General features: G+C 71.6%; 18 protein-coding genes. 12 read left to right on the top strand and 6 right to left on the bottom strand.

What is annotated here, in order from left to right; all coding sequences use genetic code 11:
- Positions 1-325: 325 nt before the first annotated feature.
- Both DZA62_RS05735 and DZA62_RS05730 read right to left on the bottom strand, forming a co-directional pair.
- On the bottom strand, positions 326-1,405 hold the full coding sequence (locus DZA62_RS05735; RefSeq protein WP_116947827.1) for an inositol-3-phosphate synthase: 1,080 nt from the start codon (positions 1,403-1,405) through the stop codon (positions 326-328).
- The gene (locus DZA62_RS05730; protein WP_116947826.1) at positions 1,402-2,049 is read right to left on the bottom strand and encodes a PadR family transcriptional regulator; all 648 of its coding nucleotides are present in this window, start codon (positions 2,047-2,049) and stop codon (positions 1,402-1,404) included. The genes DZA62_RS05735 and DZA62_RS05730 overlap by 4 nt, the downstream gene beginning before the upstream one ends.
- Before the next feature lie 278 nt (positions 2,050-2,327).
- Between DZA62_RS05730 and DZA62_RS05725 the strand changes: the two genes are divergently transcribed.
- From DZA62_RS05725 to DZA62_RS05715, 3 genes are all read left to right on the top strand, one after another.
- Positions 2,328-4,763, top strand: coding sequence for a transglycosylase domain-containing protein (locus DZA62_RS05725; protein WP_116947825.1), 2,436 nt, complete (start codon positions 2,328-2,330; stop codon positions 4,761-4,763).
- A gap of 65 nt (positions 4,764-4,828) precedes the next feature.
- Positions 4,829-6,244 carry a glycosyltransferase family 87 protein gene (locus tag DZA62_RS05720; protein ID WP_116947824.1) on the top strand — a complete coding sequence of 472 codons (1,416 nt, stop codon included), beginning with the start codon at positions 4,829-4,831 and terminating at the stop codon, positions 6,242-6,244.
- Positions 6,241-7,383, top strand: coding sequence for a mannosyltransferase family protein (locus DZA62_RS05715; RefSeq protein ID WP_116947823.1), 1,143 nt, complete (start codon positions 6,241-6,243; stop codon positions 7,381-7,383). The genes DZA62_RS05720 and DZA62_RS05715 overlap by 4 nt, the downstream gene beginning before the upstream one ends.
- Positions 7,384-7,571: 188 nt before the next feature.
- Here DZA62_RS05715 and DZA62_RS05710 read toward each other — a convergent pair whose 3' ends face one another.
- Genes DZA62_RS05710 through DZA62_RS05700 form a run of 3 tightly spaced genes read right to left on the bottom strand, consistent with a single transcriptional unit; the run spans position 7,572 to position 10,409 of the window.
- Positions 7,572-8,615, bottom strand: a complete 1,044-nt coding sequence (locus DZA62_RS05710) for an alanine racemase (protein WP_116947822.1) — start codon at positions 8,613-8,615, stop codon at positions 7,572-7,574.
- Positions 8,616-8,620: 5 nt separating this feature from the next.
- A complete protein-coding gene (locus DZA62_RS05705) occupies positions 8,621-9,760 on the bottom strand; it encodes a lipid II:glycine glycyltransferase FemX (RefSeq protein WP_116947821.1) in 1,140 nt (379 codons plus the stop codon).
- A 40-nt stretch (positions 9,761-9,800) separates the two neighbouring features.
- The gene (locus tag DZA62_RS05700) at positions 9,801-10,409 is read right to left on the bottom strand and encodes a YceI family protein (RefSeq protein WP_116947820.1); all 609 of its coding nucleotides are present in this window, start codon (positions 10,407-10,409) and stop codon (positions 9,801-9,803) included.
- Between the two features lie 76 nt (positions 10,410-10,485).
- On the opposite strand from DZA62_RS05700, the gene DZA62_RS05695 reads away from it, so the two are divergent.
- On the top strand, positions 10,486-10,989 hold the full coding sequence (locus tag DZA62_RS05695) for a MarR family winged helix-turn-helix transcriptional regulator (protein WP_116947819.1): 504 nt from the start codon (positions 10,486-10,488) through the stop codon (positions 10,987-10,989).
- A 19-nt stretch (positions 10,990-11,008) separates the two neighbouring features.
- On the opposite strand, the gene DZA62_RS05690 is transcribed toward DZA62_RS05695, so the two are convergent.
- Positions 11,009-11,797 (bottom strand): deoxyribonuclease IV, encoded by a 789-nt coding sequence (locus DZA62_RS05690; RefSeq protein WP_116947818.1) that lies wholly within the window; start codon positions 11,795-11,797, stop codon positions 11,009-11,011.
- Positions 11,798-12,020: 223 nt separating this feature from the next.
- Here DZA62_RS05690 and DZA62_RS05685 point away from each other — a divergent pair, with 223 nt between their 5' ends.
- The 8 genes from DZA62_RS05685 (at position 12,021) to DZA62_RS05650 (ending at position 16,928) form a co-directional block, all read left to right on the top strand.
- Entirely contained in the window at positions 12,021-12,446 is a 426-nt protein-coding gene (locus tag DZA62_RS05685) for a hypothetical protein (RefSeq protein ID WP_116947817.1), read from the top strand.
- 180 nt (positions 12,447-12,626) lie between these two features.
- A complete protein-coding gene (gene rpsF / locus DZA62_RS05680) occupies positions 12,627-12,917 on the top strand; it encodes a 30S ribosomal protein S6 (protein ID WP_069109315.1) in 291 nt (96 codons plus the stop codon).
- A gap of 15 nt (positions 12,918-12,932) precedes the next feature.
- Positions 12,933-13,460, top strand: coding sequence for a single-stranded DNA-binding protein (locus DZA62_RS05675; protein WP_116947816.1), 528 nt, complete (start codon positions 12,933-12,935; stop codon positions 13,458-13,460).
- Between the two features lie 124 nt (positions 13,461-13,584).
- Complete coding sequence (rpsR, locus tag DZA62_RS05670; RefSeq protein ID WP_116947815.1) at positions 13,585-13,821, top strand: 30S ribosomal protein S18; 237 nt, start codon at positions 13,585-13,587, stop codon at positions 13,819-13,821.
- Positions 13,822-13,837: 16 nt separating this feature from the next.
- The gene (gene rplI / locus DZA62_RS05665) at positions 13,838-14,284 is read left to right on the top strand and encodes a 50S ribosomal protein L9 (RefSeq protein ID WP_116947814.1); all 447 of its coding nucleotides are present in this window, start codon (positions 13,838-13,840) and stop codon (positions 14,282-14,284) included.
- Between the two features lie 138 nt (positions 14,285-14,422).
- Entirely contained in the window at positions 14,423-15,001 is a 579-nt protein-coding gene (locus DZA62_RS05660; RefSeq protein WP_116947813.1) for a TetR/AcrR family transcriptional regulator, read from the top strand.
- A gap of 23 nt (positions 15,002-15,024) precedes the next feature.
- Positions 15,025-16,281 (top strand): sensor histidine kinase, encoded by a 1,257-nt coding sequence (locus DZA62_RS05655; RefSeq protein ID WP_198663454.1) that lies wholly within the window; start codon positions 15,025-15,027, stop codon positions 16,279-16,281.
- Positions 16,278-16,928 (top strand): response regulator, encoded by a 651-nt coding sequence (locus DZA62_RS05650; protein ID WP_198663453.1) that lies wholly within the window; start codon positions 16,278-16,280, stop codon positions 16,926-16,928. Before DZA62_RS05655 ends, DZA62_RS05650 begins: the two co-directional genes overlap by 4 nt.
- Positions 16,929-17,084: the final 156 nt, after the last annotated feature.

Genomic DNA, 17,084 nt, shown 5'->3' with positions numbered 1-17,084 from the left:
TACTGCCCGGCAGCGTTCTGTCAATAGGCGACCGATGGGTGAAACACCTCAATCTGGCACACGATCCCACCGGAGCATGACGGAAATGGTAGACGAGCCACGTCAAACTGCCGCACCGGCGACGCGATTCTCATCTGTGGGCGGACCGATGATCACGCCCGGTAGCTGCGGAGTTCGCGCACTGGAGGTCGGGCCGCAGGTCGGCGCCACCCCATGACGGTGTGACCGTTCGGCCGATCCGCGGGTCGTCCCAACGTCCGGCGCCCTGAACGCGAGGAGCCGGCACCCCAGCGGGCGCCGGCTCCTCGCGCTCACCCGTGACGGGTCAGCGCTCGATCTCGCCGCGGATGAACTGCTCGACCTTCTCGCGGCAGACGTCGTCGGAGTACTGCTCCGGCGGCGACTTCATGAAGTAGGACGACGCGGAGAGGATCGGCCCGCCGACGCCGCGGTCCATGGCGATCTTGGCCGCCCGGAGCGCGTCGATGACGATGCCGGCCGAGTTCGGGGAGTCCCAGACCTCGAGCTTGTACTCCAGGTTCAGCGGGACGTCGCCGAAGTTGCGGCCCTCGAGCCGGATGAACGCCCACTTGCGGTCGTCCAGCCACGCGACGTAGTCGGACGGGCCGATGTGGACGTTGCGCGGCTCCAGCCCCTCGACCAGCTGCGAGGTGACCGACTGCGTCTTCGAGATCTTCTTGGACTCCAGCCGCTCGCGCTCGAGCATGTTCTTGAAGTCCATGTTGCCGCCGACGTTGAGCTGGTAGGTCCGGTCGACGGTGACGCCGCGGTCCTCGAACAGCTTGGCCAGCACGCGGTGCGTGATGGTCGCGCCGATCTGCGACTTGATGTCGTCGCCGACGATCGGGACACCCGCGGCGGTGAACTTGTCCGCCCACTCCTGGGTGCCGGCGATGAAGACCGGGAGGCAGTTGACGAACCCCACCCCGGCGTCGATGGCGGCCTGCGCGTAGAACTTGGCGGCCTCCTCGGAGCCCACCGGCAGGTAGCAGACCAGGACGTCGACCTTGGCCGCCTTGAGCGCGGCGACGACGTCGACCGGCTCGCTCTCGTCCTCGACGATGGTCTCGCGGTAGTACTTGCCCAGGCCGTCCAGCGTGTGACCCCGCTGCACGACGACGCCCGTGGGAGGCACGTCGCAGATCTTGATGGTGTTGTTCTCGCTGGCGCCGATGGCGTCGGCGAGATCCTGCCCGACCTTCTTCGCGTCTACGTCGAACGCGGCGACGAACTCGACGTCACGGACGTGGTAGTCGCCGAACTGAACGTGCATCAGTCCGGGGACCTTCGTCGCCGGGTCGGCGTCGCGGTAATAGTGCACGCCCTGCACGAGCGAGGCGGCGCAGTTACCCACGCCGACGATGCCAACACGTACCGAGCTCATCGGCCGTTCTCTCCTTCGATTCCGGTGGAGGGCGCCGGTGGCTCACCGGCCCCTGGGGTGGGCGTGGCGCCCTGTGGCCTGTCGATCGAGCGCTGTTCCGCGCTGATCAGGTCGTCGAGCCACTTGACCTCGCGCTCGACCGACTCGAGACCGTGCCGCTGGAGCTCCAGCGTGTAGGCGTCGAGACGTTCGCGTGTGCGCGACAGTGCCGAGCGGAACTGGTCGAGCTTCTCCTGCAGCCGGCTGCGCCGGCCGATGAGGATCCGCATGCGGGTATCGGCGTCGGCCCGGCCGAAGAACGCGAAGTGCACGCCGAAGTGCTCGTCGTCCCAGGCCGATGGCCCGGTGTGGGTGAGCAGATCGGCGAAACGCTCCTTGCCCTCCGGAGTGAGTCGGTAGGCGATGCGACCGCGGCGCCCGCTGCGATGCGGAGCCGGCGTCACCAGGGTGTCGACCGGCTCGTCCTCAGCGAGGTAGTTCTGCCGCACCATCGCCTTCAAGGTCGGATACAAGGTGCCGTACGAGAAGGCTCGCCCCCACCCCAGCAGCGAGTTCACCCTCTTGCGCAGCTCGTAGCCGTGCAGCGGCGCGTCATGCAGCAGGCCCAGGATGGCCAGCTCCAACGCCTCTGCCCGCTTGCCCACGAGGTACGCTCCCTTGCATCATTCTGGATCGATGTATCGAACCGATACATCCGTTTGATAGTTCGGACGATAGAACGTCCGCGGCGCCGACTGCAAGTGACCGGTCCACACCGGCGTGACGGGTGAGACGGCTGTGGCGTCACACGCAGGTTTGAAACGTCCGAGGCAGGAGCAGGATTGGCGTGATCGAGCATGGAGCGTCGTAGGCTCTGCATGAATCCGGCGCGCCTCATCGCGCGCACCGGACGGCCGATGTCCCCGACCCGACCGGGAACTCTGTGACCAACCAAGGGCGACGCCGCGCGGGTGACCGCGCGCGTACGGCCGCGTCGAAGAACGCGGCTCCCAGAACCGCCGCGTCCGCCGGCGCGGTCCCGTCGGCGACCCCTGAACGGGGCGGTGGTGGCCGTCGTTACGCCGCCGGCCGCAGCGGCAAGAACGGGAAGAACGGCAAGGGCCGCCGCAAGGGCTGGCGCCGGTTCGTCTCGTTGAAGGCGTTCGGTCTCTACGCGCTCGGCATGATGCTGCTCGGCGTCGCCGGCATCAGCATCGCCTACGCCATGACGGACATCCCCGAGGCCAACGCGTTCGCCCGGTCCGAAGCGACCATCGTCTACTGGAACGACGGCGAGACCGAGCTCGGCCGGTTCAGCGCCGAGAACCGCGAGACCGTCGACATCTCCGACATCCCGCAGGCCTGCCAGGACTCCGTCGTGGCCGCCGAGGACCGCAGCTTCTACGAGAACAACGGTTTCGACCCGGTCGGCATGCTGCGCGCGGGCATCGGCTACATCCAGAACAACGGGTCGACGGCGGCCGGCGGTGGCTCCACGATCACCCAGCAGTACGTCAAGAACTACTACCTGACCCAGGACCAGACCCTCACCCGCAAGGTGCAGGAGCTGTTCATCTCGGTCAAGATCGACCAGCAGCTGGACAAGGACGACATCCTCGCGTCGTACCTCAACACCATCTGGTTCGGCCGCGGCGGTGTCTACGGCATCCAGACCGCGTCGCGCTCCTACTTCGGCGTGCCGGTGTCCGATCTCGACACCGCCCAGTGCGCTGCGCTCGCCGGCATCCTGCGCTCGCCGACCCGCTACGACCCCACGCTGGGCCCCGAGAACGCCGAGCGGTTCCAGCAGCGATTCCAGTACGTCGTCGACGGCATGGTCGACATCGGCCGGCTCGACGCCGCCACCGCCGAGACGCTGGTGCCGCCCCAGGTCGTGCCGGAGCAGAGCGCCAACCGTTACGGCGGTCCCAACGGCTACCTGCTGTGGCAGGTCCGCGAGGAGCTGATCGCGAACGGCTTCACCGAGGAAGAGATCGACACCGGTGGCCTGCGCGTCGTCACCACGTTCGACCCCAAGGCGCAGACGGCCGCGCTGCAGGCCGTCGAGGCGGAACGGCCGAAGGAGCATGCCGACGGCGTCCGGGTCGGCCTCGCGGCGGTCACGCCGGGCGACGGCGCCGTCGTCGCCATGTACGGCGGACCCGACTACATCGAGCAGCCGTTCAACGACGCCATCGACGCCTCCGTCCAGGGCGGATCGACGGTGAAGCCGTTCACGCTGGCCGCGGCGTTGGAGCAGGGCATCTCGCTGGAGAGCCGCTACTCCGGCAACACCCTCACCGACCCCATCCTCGGCCCGCCGGTGCACAACCAGGACGACCAGGAGTACGGCGAGGCCATCGACCTCGTCACCGCGACCGAGCAGTCGATGAACACCGCGTTCGTCGACCTCGCCATGAACATCGGGCCGGACAGCGTCGTCGACGCCCAGCTGGCGTCCGGGCTCTCGTATGCGGCCGACGAGGAGACGCAGCTGCGCCAGGACCCGCGCGTCACCATCGGCATCGGCCACGTCCGGCCCATCGACATGGCCGAGGCGTACGCGACACTTGCCGCGGGCGGCCGGCACGCCGACTGGTACACCGTCCGCTCCGTCACCGAGCCCGGCGGCAACGTCCCGTACCGCGTCGAACCGGCCCCCGAGTCGGTGCTCGACCCGGGCGTCGTCGCCGACACCACGTTCGCGCTGAGCCAGGTGGTCCAGAACGGCAGCGGCCGCGAGGCGCAGAACCTCGGCCGGCCGGCAGCCGGCAAGACCGGCACCCACGAGGACCTCACCGCGTGGTTCTCCGGGTACGTACCGCAGCTGTCGGCCAGCGTCGTGATCTTCCGCGGCGAGGGCGAGACGGCCGGCACGGTCTCGCTCGACGGCGTCGACGGCATGGACACCTTCACCGGCGGCGCCTTCCCGGCCCGCATCTGGACCGCCTTCATGACGGGGGCGCTCGAGGGCATGGAGGTCGAGGAGTTCCCCGACCCGGCTGAGATCGGCGAGGCGGTCAACCCGTCGCCCACACCCACGCCCACCCCGACCGAGACCCCCGGCGAGGACGAGAACGGCGACAACGGGAACGGCAACGACAACGGCGACGACGGCGGGAACGGCGGCGGCAACGACGGCGGGAACGGCGGCGGCGACGACAGCGGTGACGGTGGCGGCGGCGACGGTTCCGACGACAGCGGCAACGGCAACAACGGGAACGGCAACGGCAACGAGTGGGGCGACGGCGGCGAACAGCCGCCCGAGGAGCCGACCGAGACCCCGTCCGAGACACCGACCGAGGAGCCGTCCGAGACACCGACCGACGACCCACCCGGCGGCGACTGGGGCGACGCCGGCGGCGGAGGCGGCCGCTGAGGTGAGGGCCGCGTCGGTGCGGTCGTTGTGACCGGCGTCGCACCCGGCGTCTAGGCTGTCGAGTCGTGTCCGTGACGCCGCAGCGCCGCGAAGGATCCGCCGCGCCCAGTCGTGAGGACGCTGTCGTCGCGGAGCTGAGCCAGGCGATCGGCGGGCCGCTCGGGAAGCGAGCGGCGCTGCCGCGGCGTTGGTGGGGCCCGGTCCGGATCGCCCTGCTGGTCGCGGTCGTCGTGCTGCTGCTCGGGTTCCTCGTCGACCAGCCGTGCCGGGCCGACGGCTGGGCCGACCGCGCGGACCGGTCGATGTGGACGTCGCTGTGCTACAGCGACGTCGCGTTCCTGTACCGCGAGCGCGGGTTCGCCGACGGGCTGGTGGCCTACCGCGACAGCATGCTGGAGTACCCGGTACTGACCGGCGCCGTCATGCAGGTGACGGCGATCGCGGCGGCCGGTCTGTACGACGCGTTCGGTGGTGGCGGCGGGCTGCCCCCGGCCATCGCGGAGAGCGTGGTCTTCTTCGACCTCACCGCCGGCCTCATGGCCGTCACGGCACTCGGCGTGGTCGTCGCGACCGCGCGGACGGTGTCCCGTCGCCCGTGGGACGGCCTGCTGGTGGCCGCGTCGCCGCTGCTGCTCCTCAGCGCGTACGTCAACTGGGACCTGCTGGCCGTGCTGGCGACATCGCTGGCGATCCTGGCGTGGTCGCGGGACCGGCCGGTGCTGGCCGGCGTGCTGATCGGGCTGGGCACCGCCACCAAGCTGTACCCGGTGCTGCTGCTCGGCGTGCTGGTGCTGGTGGCGCTGCGGTCACCGGACCGGCGCTCCGCGCTGCGCGACGCCGCGCTGGCCGTCGTGGCCGCCGCCGTCGCGTGGGCGGCGGTGAACCTGCCCGTGGCGTGGTGGGCGCCGGAAGGCTGGCGCGAGTTCTTCACGTTCAACGCCGACCGCGTCGCCGACTTCGGCTCCACCTGGTTCGCCGTCGACCTCCTCGCGCCGGACCTGCTGCCCGAGTCCGTCGACGACCTCGCCGTCGTGTCCGCGGGGGTGCTGCTGGTGCTGATCGCCGTGCTCGCCCTGACGGCGCCCGTCCCGCCCCGCGTCGCCCAGCTCGCCTTCCTCGCCGTCGCCGCGTTCCTACTGGTGAACAAGGTGTGGTCGCCGCAGTACTCGCTCTGGCTGCTGCCGCTGGCGGTGCTGGCCCGGCCACGGGTGCGCGACCTCGCCGTCTGGCAGGTCGCCGAGGGGATCTACGTCGTGCTGGTGTGGCGGTTTCTGGCGACGCTGTACGATCCGTCATCGCCGCTGCTGACGAACGACCAGTACGCGCTGGCGATCCTGCTGCGGATCGCTGGGCTGCTCTGGCTCGTTGTCATGGTCGTGCGCGACATCCGCCGTCCCGAGGAGGACCCCGTCCGCCGGTTCCTGACGCCGCTGGACCCGATCGCGCCCCGGCACCGGCGCCGTGGGGTGATGCCGGCATGACGGCGCGGACCTGGGGCGAGCGGCTGCATGCCGTCGACCGCGAGTCGCTGGGCATCTGGCTGGCCAGCCGGGTCTCGATGTGGGTGATCGCCGGCGCCACCGGCTGGATGTTCGTCACCCAGGGCCAGGACGTCGTGCCCGCGCTGGACCGGTGGCAGCAGTGGGACTACTGGCACTACGCCGGCATCGCGATCCACGGCTACGGCGGCGAACCGACCGGCGTGCCCAACGAGGCGTTCTTCCCCGGCTTCCCGGCGTTCCTGTGGCTCGGCGCCGAACTGGGGCTGCGGCACGTCGCCGCCGGGCTGATCGTGTCGCTTCTGGCCGGCACTGTCGCCGCCGTCGCGCTGGGCCGCATCGGGGAACTGGAGGGTGGCCAGCGGATCGGCCGGCTCACCGTGCTGGTGTGGGTGACGTCGCCGTCGGCGGTCTTCCTCGCCGCCCCGTACACCGAGTCGCTGTTCCTGGCGTGCGCGTTGCCGGCCTGGCTGGCGGCGCGGCGGCAGCACTGGCTGGCCGCCGGCGTGCTGACGGCGCTGTCGTGCACCGTGCGGGTCAGCGGCCTGTTCCTGGCCGCCGCGATCGCCGTCCACTGGCTGACGACGCGCCGCGAGGCGATCGAGCGGACCGGCCGGCCCTGGTGGTCCGGCCTCGGCTGGCTGTTCCTGCCGGCGCTGCCGCTGGCGGCGTGGTCGGTGTTCCTGGAGTCCGAGACCGGCGATTGGCTGGCCTGGCTGCACGCTCAGTCCGAGGGCTGGGACCGGCACTTCACCTGGCCGTGGACGGCGCTCGACACCACCTGGGCAGCGGCGTTCGGCGGCACCCAGTCGCCCGGGTTCGCCTGGATGTTCCGCGCCGAGATCGTCGCCATGCTGATCGGCGTCGTGCTGACCGGCGCACTGCTCTGGTGGCGCCGCTGGGGCGAGGCGACGTGGATCGGCCTCCAGGTCATCGCCTTCGGCACGTCGACGTGGTTCTTCTCCGTGCCGCGGGCGACGCTGCTGTGGTGGCCCCTGTGGGTGACGATCGCTCTGCTGGCGGCCCGGCGGCGCTGGGTGCTGTGGGCGTACCTCGCGGTCTCGGTGCCGTTGATGTCGGTCTGGGCGGCTGCGTATCTGACCGGGCGGTGGGCCGGCTGAGTCCTGGGGTTCCGGCCTGTGGGTGGCGGTCTCCCACGATCAGGAGGATGACGGTCGATGGGGCGTCATTCGGCTGAGGAGCACCTCACTCGCTCCGGGACCTGGCGTCCCCAGGATGCTGCTGGGGTTCAGTCCTCCGGCGAGTGAGGTGTGTCCCGGGCGGGTGAGGATCGCGATGTCCTCGGTGGTCAGTCCCAGGCGAGGGCGTCGAAGGACGTCGTGGTGAAGCGGACCTCGACGTCGACCTGGTCGCCGACGGCCGGGGGCTCGAGGCCGCCGGGAAGCCAGATCATCGAGCACTGCATGTGCGGCGGCTCGGCGAACCAGCGCTGCTTGCCGGCGACACGGAACGGCGAGAGCGCCCGCCCACCCGCCTCCAGCCCGCCGCGGGCCAGCGCCGTCGCCCGCTGGCGCAGGGAGCCGGCCGCCGTCGGGGCCTGCAGCGCGATGCCGTGCGCAGTGCCGCCCGCGATCACCACGACCGCGCCGTCGCGGCGGGCCCGGCGCTGCCGGTAGCCGTACGTCTCGCCGCGCCGCACCCGGTGCACGTCGAGCACCGTCGCCTGGGGGGTCAGCCCGGAGCGGTCACCGAGCCAGAGCGCCGTCGCGACCCGCAGCCGCACCTCGGCGTCGGCGTCGCGGCCGACGGCGGCGGCTCGCTCGGCCGTCAGGTGGCTGACCCAGACCGTGCGGGCGGCCGCCGGCACCGCCTCGAACGCCCGCCGGGCCAGCGTCGTCGCCTCGGCGGTGTGGTCGCCGGTCAGCGGCAGGTGCAGCGCGAACCCCTCGAATCGCACGTCGTCGAGGAGCTTCGCCGTCTCGGACAGCTCGCCGGGGTCGATGCCGTGGCGCCGCATGCTCGTCATGACCTCGACGACGACGCGCGGCCGCGTGGCGCCGGCGGCGAGCTGCCGCAGGTCCTCCAGCCTCGAGACGGTGTGGACGACGCGGTCGTCGCCGACGACGCTGGCCAGCCACGGCCGCCACGGCGACAGCACCAGCACGTCGCCGCCGAACTCGCCGGTGACGGCGGGCACCTCTTCATAGGTGCCGACGGCGAGCGTGGCCACGCCCAGGCGGGCCGCCTCGGCGGCCAGCACGGCGTTGCCGAAGCCGTAGCCGTTGCCCTTCGTGACGGGGACGACGGTGACGCCCGCGGTGGCGGCGTCCTGGACGTAGCGGCGCACCCGGCCGCGCCACTGGTCGGCGGCGATGTGCAAGGTGAGAGACAACGGGGTCAGCTCCGGCGCTTCATGTACAGGTCGAAGGCAGAGTAGAGGACCCGGGAGATGGGCAGGTCCCACTCCCCGAGGTACTCCACCGCCTGGCCGCCGGTACCCAGCTTGAACCGGATCAGGCCGGCGTGCGGGTCGTCCTCGGACAGGGTGTCGGTGATGCCGCGCAGGTCGTAGACCGAGCAGCCCTCGGCCAGAGCGTCCTGCATCATCCGCCACTGGATGGCGTTGGAGCCGCGGACGTCGCGCTTGGTCGTCGTCGAGGCGCCATAGGAGTACCAGGCGTGGGTGCCGACGCGCGTCATGGTGGCGGCGGCGACGAGGTCGCCCTCGTGGTGCGCCAGGTAGAGCCGCAGCCGCTCCGGCGCCTCGGCGGTCATCGCGGCCCACATGCCGTCGAAGTACGACAGCGGGCGCGGCGTGAAGGCGTCGCGCTGGGCGGTCTCGGCGTAGATGCGGTGGAACTCCGGCAGGTCGGCGCCGGTACCCGACGACACCACGACGCCGGACTTGTCGGCCTTCTTGATGTTGCGTCGCCACAGCTGGTTGAAGCCCTTGAGGACGTCGTCCTCGGACCGGCCCTCGAGCGGCAGCTGGAACAGGTGCCGCGGCTGGCCGGCGGCGAACCCGTCGACCTCGGCGGGCGGGCGCCAGCCCAGCGTCGTCAGCTGCTCGGCCAGTGCGGTGCCGGTGGCGGTGGTCTCGTCGGCCGGCAGGTCGCGCAGCCTGGTGACGCCGGGGTCGGCGAGGGCGGCCTTGAGGGTGGCGTTGTGCCACCGGCGGGTCACCACCATCGGGCCCATGCGCAGGCCGAACGCGCCCTGCGACTTCACGTGCTCCGCCAGCGGTGCGAGCCAGCGCTGGAGGTCGCCGGCGGCCGCGGCGTCCTCCCAGTCGATGCTCGGGCCCTCGGGGACGTAGGCGAGGTAGCGGCGGATGCGCGGCGCCTTGCGATAGAGCACCAGCGCGACGCCGACCAGCTTGTCGCCGTCGAACCAGCCGACGGAGCGGGACCGCCAGTCTCGCTTGACCACGCCCCACGCCGGTGTCTGGAGAAAACTGACCGAGGGCCGCTCGGCGATCGCGGCGAGGTGCTGGTCGCTCGTGATCTCTCGGACGGTGAGGGCGGGGGAGCGTGTCACGGGGCGAGGGTACCCGCTCAGGCTGTGGACCCGAGAACGATCACGAACGTCCGGGAGTGTCCGGTTGCGCCGGCCGGGTGAACTCGGCGTCGATCTCGAGCACCACCGTCTTCCCGATCAGCACGCCGCCGGTCTCCAGCGCCCGGTTCCAGGTGAGACCCCAGGCCTCGCGGTCGATCTCGGTGCGAGCGCTCAGCCCGACGACCTGTGCACCCCAGGGGTCGAAGCCGACGCCGTCGAAGCTGGCCCGGAACTCCACCGGCCTGGTGGTGCCGCGGATGCTGAGGTCGCCGGCCAGGACGAACTCGTTGCCCTCGCCGTGGGCGATACGGGTGGAGTGGAACGTCAGCTCCGGGTGCTCGGCGACGTCGAAGAAGTCGGGCGAGCGCAGCCGCTGGTCGCGGTCGTCCTCGCCGGTGGCCAGGCTCGCCGTTCCCACGACGACCTCGACGTGCGACGCGGTGGGGTCCTCGCCGAGGGTCAGGGTCGCCCGGACGTCGCCGAACCTGCCCTTGATCTGTGTGACCATGAGGTAGCGGACGGCGAACGTGACGTCGGCGTGCTCGGGGTCGAGCGTGAAGACGCCGGCCGCCGGCACGGTGAGCCCGTTCCACGGGTGCACGTTGCGGGCGATGTGCGCCTCGGCCATGGCCTGCCCTTTCTCTGGCGAATCTGCTTCAACGTTCAATATTTTGCGCCGTCAACCATTGTTAGCATCAGCTTCTATGGCGACGACGCGAATCATCGACGACGATCGGCTCACCGCGGTGGGCCTGCTCGTCGAGGTGCACCGGGGGCTGACCAACAAGTTCGCCGCCCGCCTGGCCCGCCACGGCCTGTCCGAGAACGAGCTCGAGATCTTGCTGCGGCTCGGCCGCACGCCCAACTGCCAGCTGCGCATGAGCGACCTCGCCGCCCAGACCAGCCTGACCACCAGCGGCGTGACCCGCGTGGTCGACCGGCTGGAGCGGGCCGGCCTGGTGACGCGCGCGAGCTGCGACACCGACCGCCGCGGCACCTGGGCGGTGCTCACCGACACCGGCCTCGAACGGGTGACGGCCGCCGTGGCCGACCACATCGACGACGTCGACCGCTGGTACACCGGCCTGCTCACGCCGGAGCAGCTGGCCGCGCTGACCGAGGCGCTGCGCATCGTCCGCGACACCGTGCGGCCCGAGGCCGTGGCGGGCGTCGACGCCGCCCGCGCGCGGCCGCGCGCGGAGGTCTGACCGTCAGGGCGGCCCACCGCTACCTCGCCTTGACGTGTTCCAGCAGATAGGCGACGTCGGCGTCCTGGCCCTCGGCCGGCGTCTCGACGACGGCATCGGTACCCGCCGCCTCGATGACGGCGACGATGGCCTCGCCGCCGATGCTGCCGGCGCCGATGGTGGCGTGGCGGTCGGCGCCGGAGTCGAACGGGTCGCGGCTGTCGTTGGCGTGCACGAGGTCGATGCGCCCGGTGATGGCGAGCGTCTTCTCGACCATGTCCTCAGGCGCGATGCCGGCCGAGAAGGCGTGGCAGGTGTCGAGGCAGAAGCCGAACCCGAACTCGCCGACGGCGTCCCAGAGCGCGGCCAGCCGGTCGAGCTTGCGGGCCATGGCGTAGTCGCCGCCAGCGGTGTTCTCGATGAACACCGGCACCTTCGCGTCGAGCTGCTCGGCCGCCTTGCGCCAGTTGTCGACGCCGGTCTGCGGGTCGTCGCCCTTGAGGACGTGGCCGCCGTGCACGACGAGGCCCGCCGCGCCGACCTGCGCCGCGACGTCGACGTGCTGCTGCAGGATCTTGCGGCTGGGGATGCGGATGCGGTTGTTCGTGGTGGCGACGTTGACGACGTACGGCGCGTGCACGTAGACCGTCAGCCCGGCCGCCTCGGCGTCGGCCCGCAGCGCCTCGGCGCCGCCCGGGTAGGCCAGCTTCGGGGCCTTCCAGTCCTGTGGGTCGCCGAGGAAGATCTGCACCGCCGAGGCCCCGTTGGCCTTGGACGTCGTGATGGGGTCGCCCTGCTTCACGTGGGCCCCGATGCGCTGCTCAGCCATGCGACAGACGCTACCGCGCGATGCCGACAGGTGCGTCGTGGTGGCGGGGTCGGACGATCGGGCCTGCGGGCAGTGCGGTGGCAGTACTGCACGACGTACGGCCTCGCCCGTTCCTCGCTCGGACGCCCGCGCCTACCCTGCCGGCATCCCTCTGGCACCGCATGCCGCTCGACCGCGTGCCCGGCCGTCAGAACCGGGCGGCGCTGCCTCGTAAGGTGCAGGGGTGAGTGGTGAGGGCAGTTGGCGCGATCAGCGGCGCGAGGCCGTCAAGGCACACGCCGACGCGCTCGCCCGCAAGCAGGCGGCCGAGACCGAGCGGGCCCGAGCGCTCGTCGCGGAGTTCGTCGTGGCCATGACGGCGGCCGGGGTCGTGCCCGGGCCGCTGCGGGCGCGGGCCGCCGATGGCGCCGTCCGCTACAAGACCGGGCTGCGCGGCTGGTACGTCCGCCGCAACCAGGCCATGGCGGTCGGTGAGGACGGCGCGTTCTATGTGCTGGACGTGCCGCGCTCGACGCGGTCCCGGCTGCTCGGCGTGCGGGTCGCGCCGTCGGATCCGCCGCTGCAGGTGGGCGTCGGCGCGCGGGACGGCGAGTCGATGCCACTGGAGCGGTTGCTGCGGCAGCGTCTGGAGGCCGGGACCGATTTCTGACGGTTCGTGATCGCAGGTCAGCCCCTGTGGACAACCGAATCGGCGTTTCGGCTCAACGCTGGTAACCTTGCCTGCGGCCTGGTCGTGCACGGACCTGTGTGCATCCGACCGGGCCATCGACGTTCAGCCCTCCTGCCACGGAGAGACCGTGGCCGCGAAGACCACAGGAGGTGATCCGGCATGCGTCGTTATGAGGTCATGGTCATCCTGGACCCCGAGTCCGAGGAGCGCACCGTTCAGCCCAGCCTCGAGCAGTACCTCGGGGTCGTGCGTGAGGCCGGTGGCTCGGTCGAGAAGATCGACATCTGGGGCCGCCGCAAGCTCTCGTACGAGATCAGCAAGAAGAGCGAGGGCATCTACGCGGTGCTCGACGTCACGTGCGAGGCCGACACCGTGGCTGAGCTCGACCGCCAGCTCGGGCTCTCCGAGACGGTGCTGCGTACCAAGGTCGTTCGGCCTGAAGCCCACTGAGAGGGACCTTTAGCCATGGCAGGCGAGACCGTCATCACGGTCGTCGGGAACTTGACCGACGACCCTGAGCTGCGCTTCACGCCCAGCGGTGCCGCGGTCGCGAACTTCCGCGTCGCGTCCACACCGCGCACGTTCAACCGGCAGACCAGCACGTGGGAGGACGGCGACCCGCTGTTCCTGTCGTGCTCGGTGTGGCGTCAGGCGGCCGAGAACGCCGCCGAGTCGCTGCAGCGGGGTATGCGGGTGGTCGTGACGGGCCGGCTCAAGCAGCGCTCGTACGAGACCCGTGAGGGCGAGAAGCGCACGGTCATCGAGCTCGACGTCGACGAGATCGGCCCGAGCCTGCGCTACGCCACGGCCAAGGTCACCCGGACCCAGCGCTCCGGCGGTGGAGGTGGCGGCGGCTTCGGCGGCGGCGCCCCCGCCGGCGGTGGCAACGATCCCTGGGCCACCCCGCAGGGCGGCGGCGCGCCGCAGGGCGGCGGCGGCAACGATCCCTGGGGTGCCCCGGCCGGTCCGCCGGCCGACGAGCCCCCGTTCTGAGCACCATGTCATCAGCGTTCCGGGGCGGCTCTGGAGGCCGCCCCGCTCGGAACGCGCCCGTCAACCCATCCCGGTCAGCCGCGGCCAGCGAGGCGACCGGGCTCCCCGAAGGAGGAGCACCACGATGGCAAAGCCTCCGCTGCGCAAGCCGAAGAAGAAGGTTTGCGCCTTCTGCAAGGACAAGGTCGACTACGTCGACTTCAAGGACACCTCGCTGCTGCGGAAGTACATCTCCGACCGCGGCAAGATCCGTGCGCGCCGGGTCACCGGCAACTGCACCCGCCACCAGCGCGACGTCGCCACGGCCATCAAGAACGCCCGTGAGATGGCGCTGCTGCCGTACACCTCGACGGCTCGCTGAGACGGGAGAGGACGCGATGAAGCTGATTCTCACTCAGGAGGTCCCGGGGCTCGGTGCCGCCGGTGACGTCGTCGAGGTCAAGGACGGCTACGGCCGCAACTACCTCATGCCGCGCGGTTTCGCGATCGCGTGGACCAAGGGCGGGCAGAAGGAGATCGACTCCATCCGCCGCGCTCGTTCGGCCCGCGAGTTCGCCGACCTCGACTCCGCTCGTGCGGTCAAGGCGCAGCTCGAGGGCACGGCCGTCAAGCTGGCCGCCAAGGCCGGCGACTCCGGCCGGCTGTTCGGCGCCGTCACGTCCGCCGACATCGCGTCGGCGGTCACGGCGTCCGGCGGCCCGGCCATCGACAAGCGCCGCATCGAGGTGGGCAGCCCGATCAAGACGGTCGGCACCCACCGCGTCACCGTGCGTCTGCACCCCGAGGTCGCGGCCAACGTCGCGCTCGAGGTCGTCCCGGTCTGAGGTCCGGCTCACCCGAAGGCCCGCGTGCCGGCTCGATGCCGGCCGCGGGCCTTCGCGCGTCCGCACCAGGCCGTTGACGTGGAACCTTTCACGTATCTGGGTACGTTCTCTGCACGACCCCCACGATGACGGAGCCTCATGCTCGACCGAGACCCTGGCAGCACGCGAACGCGCATCCAGAACGTCGCGCTGGAACTGTTCGCCGAGCAGGGCTACGACAAGACGTCGCTGCGCGAGCTGTCCGAGCGCCTCGGCCTGACGAAGGCGTCGCTCTACTACTACTTCAAGAGCAAGGACGACATCGTCCAGAGCCTGGTCGACGACCTGCTGACGGCGGTCGACGAGGTGGTCGGGTGGACCCGCGGCCAGGCCCGCACGCCGGAGAACCGGCGCGAGCTGATCGAGCGCTATGCCAAGGCGATCCGCGGCCAGGGCACGCCGCTGCTGCGATTCCTCATGGAGAACCAGCCGGCGCTGCGGGTGCACGCGTGCGGCGACGCGTTGCGCGAGCGCATGCGGGTGCTCGTCGACTTCGTCGTCGATCCCCGCGACCCGCTGCCCGTGCAGCTGTGCGGCCGCATGGCGTTCTTCGCGCTGCACGGCGCGCCGATGATCATGAGCGACATCGAGGCCACCTCCGAGGAGGTCTTCGACGCCGCGTGCTCGGTCGCGCTGTCGCTGGTGCCCGACGGCGACGCCGAGCGCCCGCCGGCCTGACGCCGCCTGCGACAATCGGGGGCGTGGGACCGATCCGGAGCATCGTCGCGCCGCTCGCCGGTCGCCGATTGCTCCGCCGTGGCGTCCACCTGCTGCTCGGCGGCGTCATCCTGCTCCCGTACGTCCTGCTGATCATCGGCTTCGTACAGTTGTTCACGGAGCCGGCGACGCCGTACGTGCCGGCCGCCGTGCTGGCGGTGGTCACGTTCGTCATCGGGACGGTGCCGCCGTTCCTGCCGGCGATGCGGGCGCTGGAGATCACCGCGACCCGCGGGCTGCTCGACGTCGACCTGCCCGATCCCGCCGCCGACCCACCGTGGGAGAGCCGCCTGTTCGGCGCCGGCTGGTACGTGCTGCACCTGCTCTGCGGCGGCGCGGCGATGGCGGCGGTGCTGTTCTCCGCGCCGACGGCGGTGTTGCTGGTGGCGCGCGGGCTGGGGTTCGACGACGGCTCCGGCATCGCCGGGCTGGCGGTGCTCGACGGCGTCGGCGGTGTGTGGGCGGTGCTGCTCGGCCTCGGGCTGGTCGCGGCGACGGCGTACCTGGTGGCCGGGCTGGGCGCGCTGCTGGCGTGGTTCGCTCCGCTGCTGCTGGGCCCGTCGCCGGCCGAGCTGCGGCTGGCCATGGAGACGCAGGCCCAGGAGTTCGCCGAACGCAACCGGCTGGCCCGCGACCTGCACGACTCCGTCGGCCACGCCCTGACGGTGACGACGCTGCAGGCCGCGGCCGCGCGCCGGGTGCTCGACGCCGATCCTGAGTTCGTCCGCCGCGCCCTGCTCGCCGTCGAGGACGCCGGCCGGGCCGCCATGGAAGACCTCGACCACGTGCTCGGCGTGCTCCGCGCCGGCGGCACGGCGCCGGACGACAGCGCGTCGCCGCAGCGCACGCTCGCCGACCTGCCGCGGCTGATCGACGACACCCGGACCACGGGCATGGACCTGGAGGCGACGGTCGACGGCGATCTGGCGGCCGTGCCGCCGGCCCTGTCGCGCGAGGCGTACCGGATCGTGCAGGAGGGCCTGACGAACGCGGCCCGGCACGCGGCGCACGTCCCGGTCCGGCTCCGGGTCGCGGCGACGGCGGACGGCCTGGAGATCGAGGTGTCGAACCCGCTGCCGGACGGCGGGCCGGTGCGGACGCCGCGGGCCAACGGTGGCCGCGGCCTGCGCGGCATGCGAGAGCGCGTGCGGCTGCTGCGCGGCGAGTTGTCCGCGCAGGCCGCGGACGGGGTGTGGCGGGTGCGGGTGCAGCTGCCGGGCCGGGCGGGGGAGGGCCGGTGACGGACGAGATCACGGTGCTGCTGGTGGACGACGAGCCGCTGGTGCGGGCCGGCCTGCGGGCGATCATCGACGCCGAGCCGGACCTGCGGGTCGTCGACGAGGCGGCCGACGGCGCCGAGGTCGGGCCGCTGGTGAGCCGGTCCCGCCCCGACGTCGTGCTCATGGACGTGCGGATGCCGGCCGTCGACGGCATCCAGGCGACCCGGCTGCTGAGCCGCCGCGACGACCCGCCGCGCATCCTCGTCGTCACCACTTTCGAGAACGACGACTACGTCTACGAGGCGCTGCGGGCCGGCGCGCACGGGTTCCTGCTGAAGCGGGCCCGGCCGGAGCAGATCGTGCAGGCGGTCCGGACGGTGGCGCGCGGCGACTCGCTGCTGTTCCCGGCCGCCATCCGCGGGCTGGCGGCGTCGCACGTCGGCAACGGCGGCGATGCGCTGGCCGGTGCCGGGCTGAGCGAGCGGGAGGCCGAGGTGCTGCGGTTGATGGCGGCCGGGCTGTCCAACGCCGAGATCGCCGCCGAGCTGGTCGTGGGCGTCGAGACGGTCAAGACGCACGTCGGCAACGTGCTCACGAAGCTCGGCGTCCGCGACCGCACCCAAGCCGTCATCGCCGCCTACGAGTCCGGCTTCATCAGCCCCCGCTGACCCCGCCCGAGTTGATCTTGGAGTTGTTCGCGATTTCTTGGTGAAATGTCCGATTGATGGGCGAAGAACTCCAAGATCAACTCGGCTGGGGGGTCCCTCGGGTGGGGGAGGCGGCTCACCGGGCGGCGGGAGGCCGCGGCCACCGTCCACGCGCGA

Source organism: Jiangella endophytica (genome assembly GCF_003427025.1).
In the GTDB taxonomy this organism is placed as follows: domain Bacteria; phylum Actinomycetota; class Actinomycetes; order Jiangellales; family Jiangellaceae; genus Jiangella; species Jiangella endophytica.
Note: the sequence above shows the minus strand (reverse complement) of the source record. Positions and strands in the feature narration are given on the sequence as shown.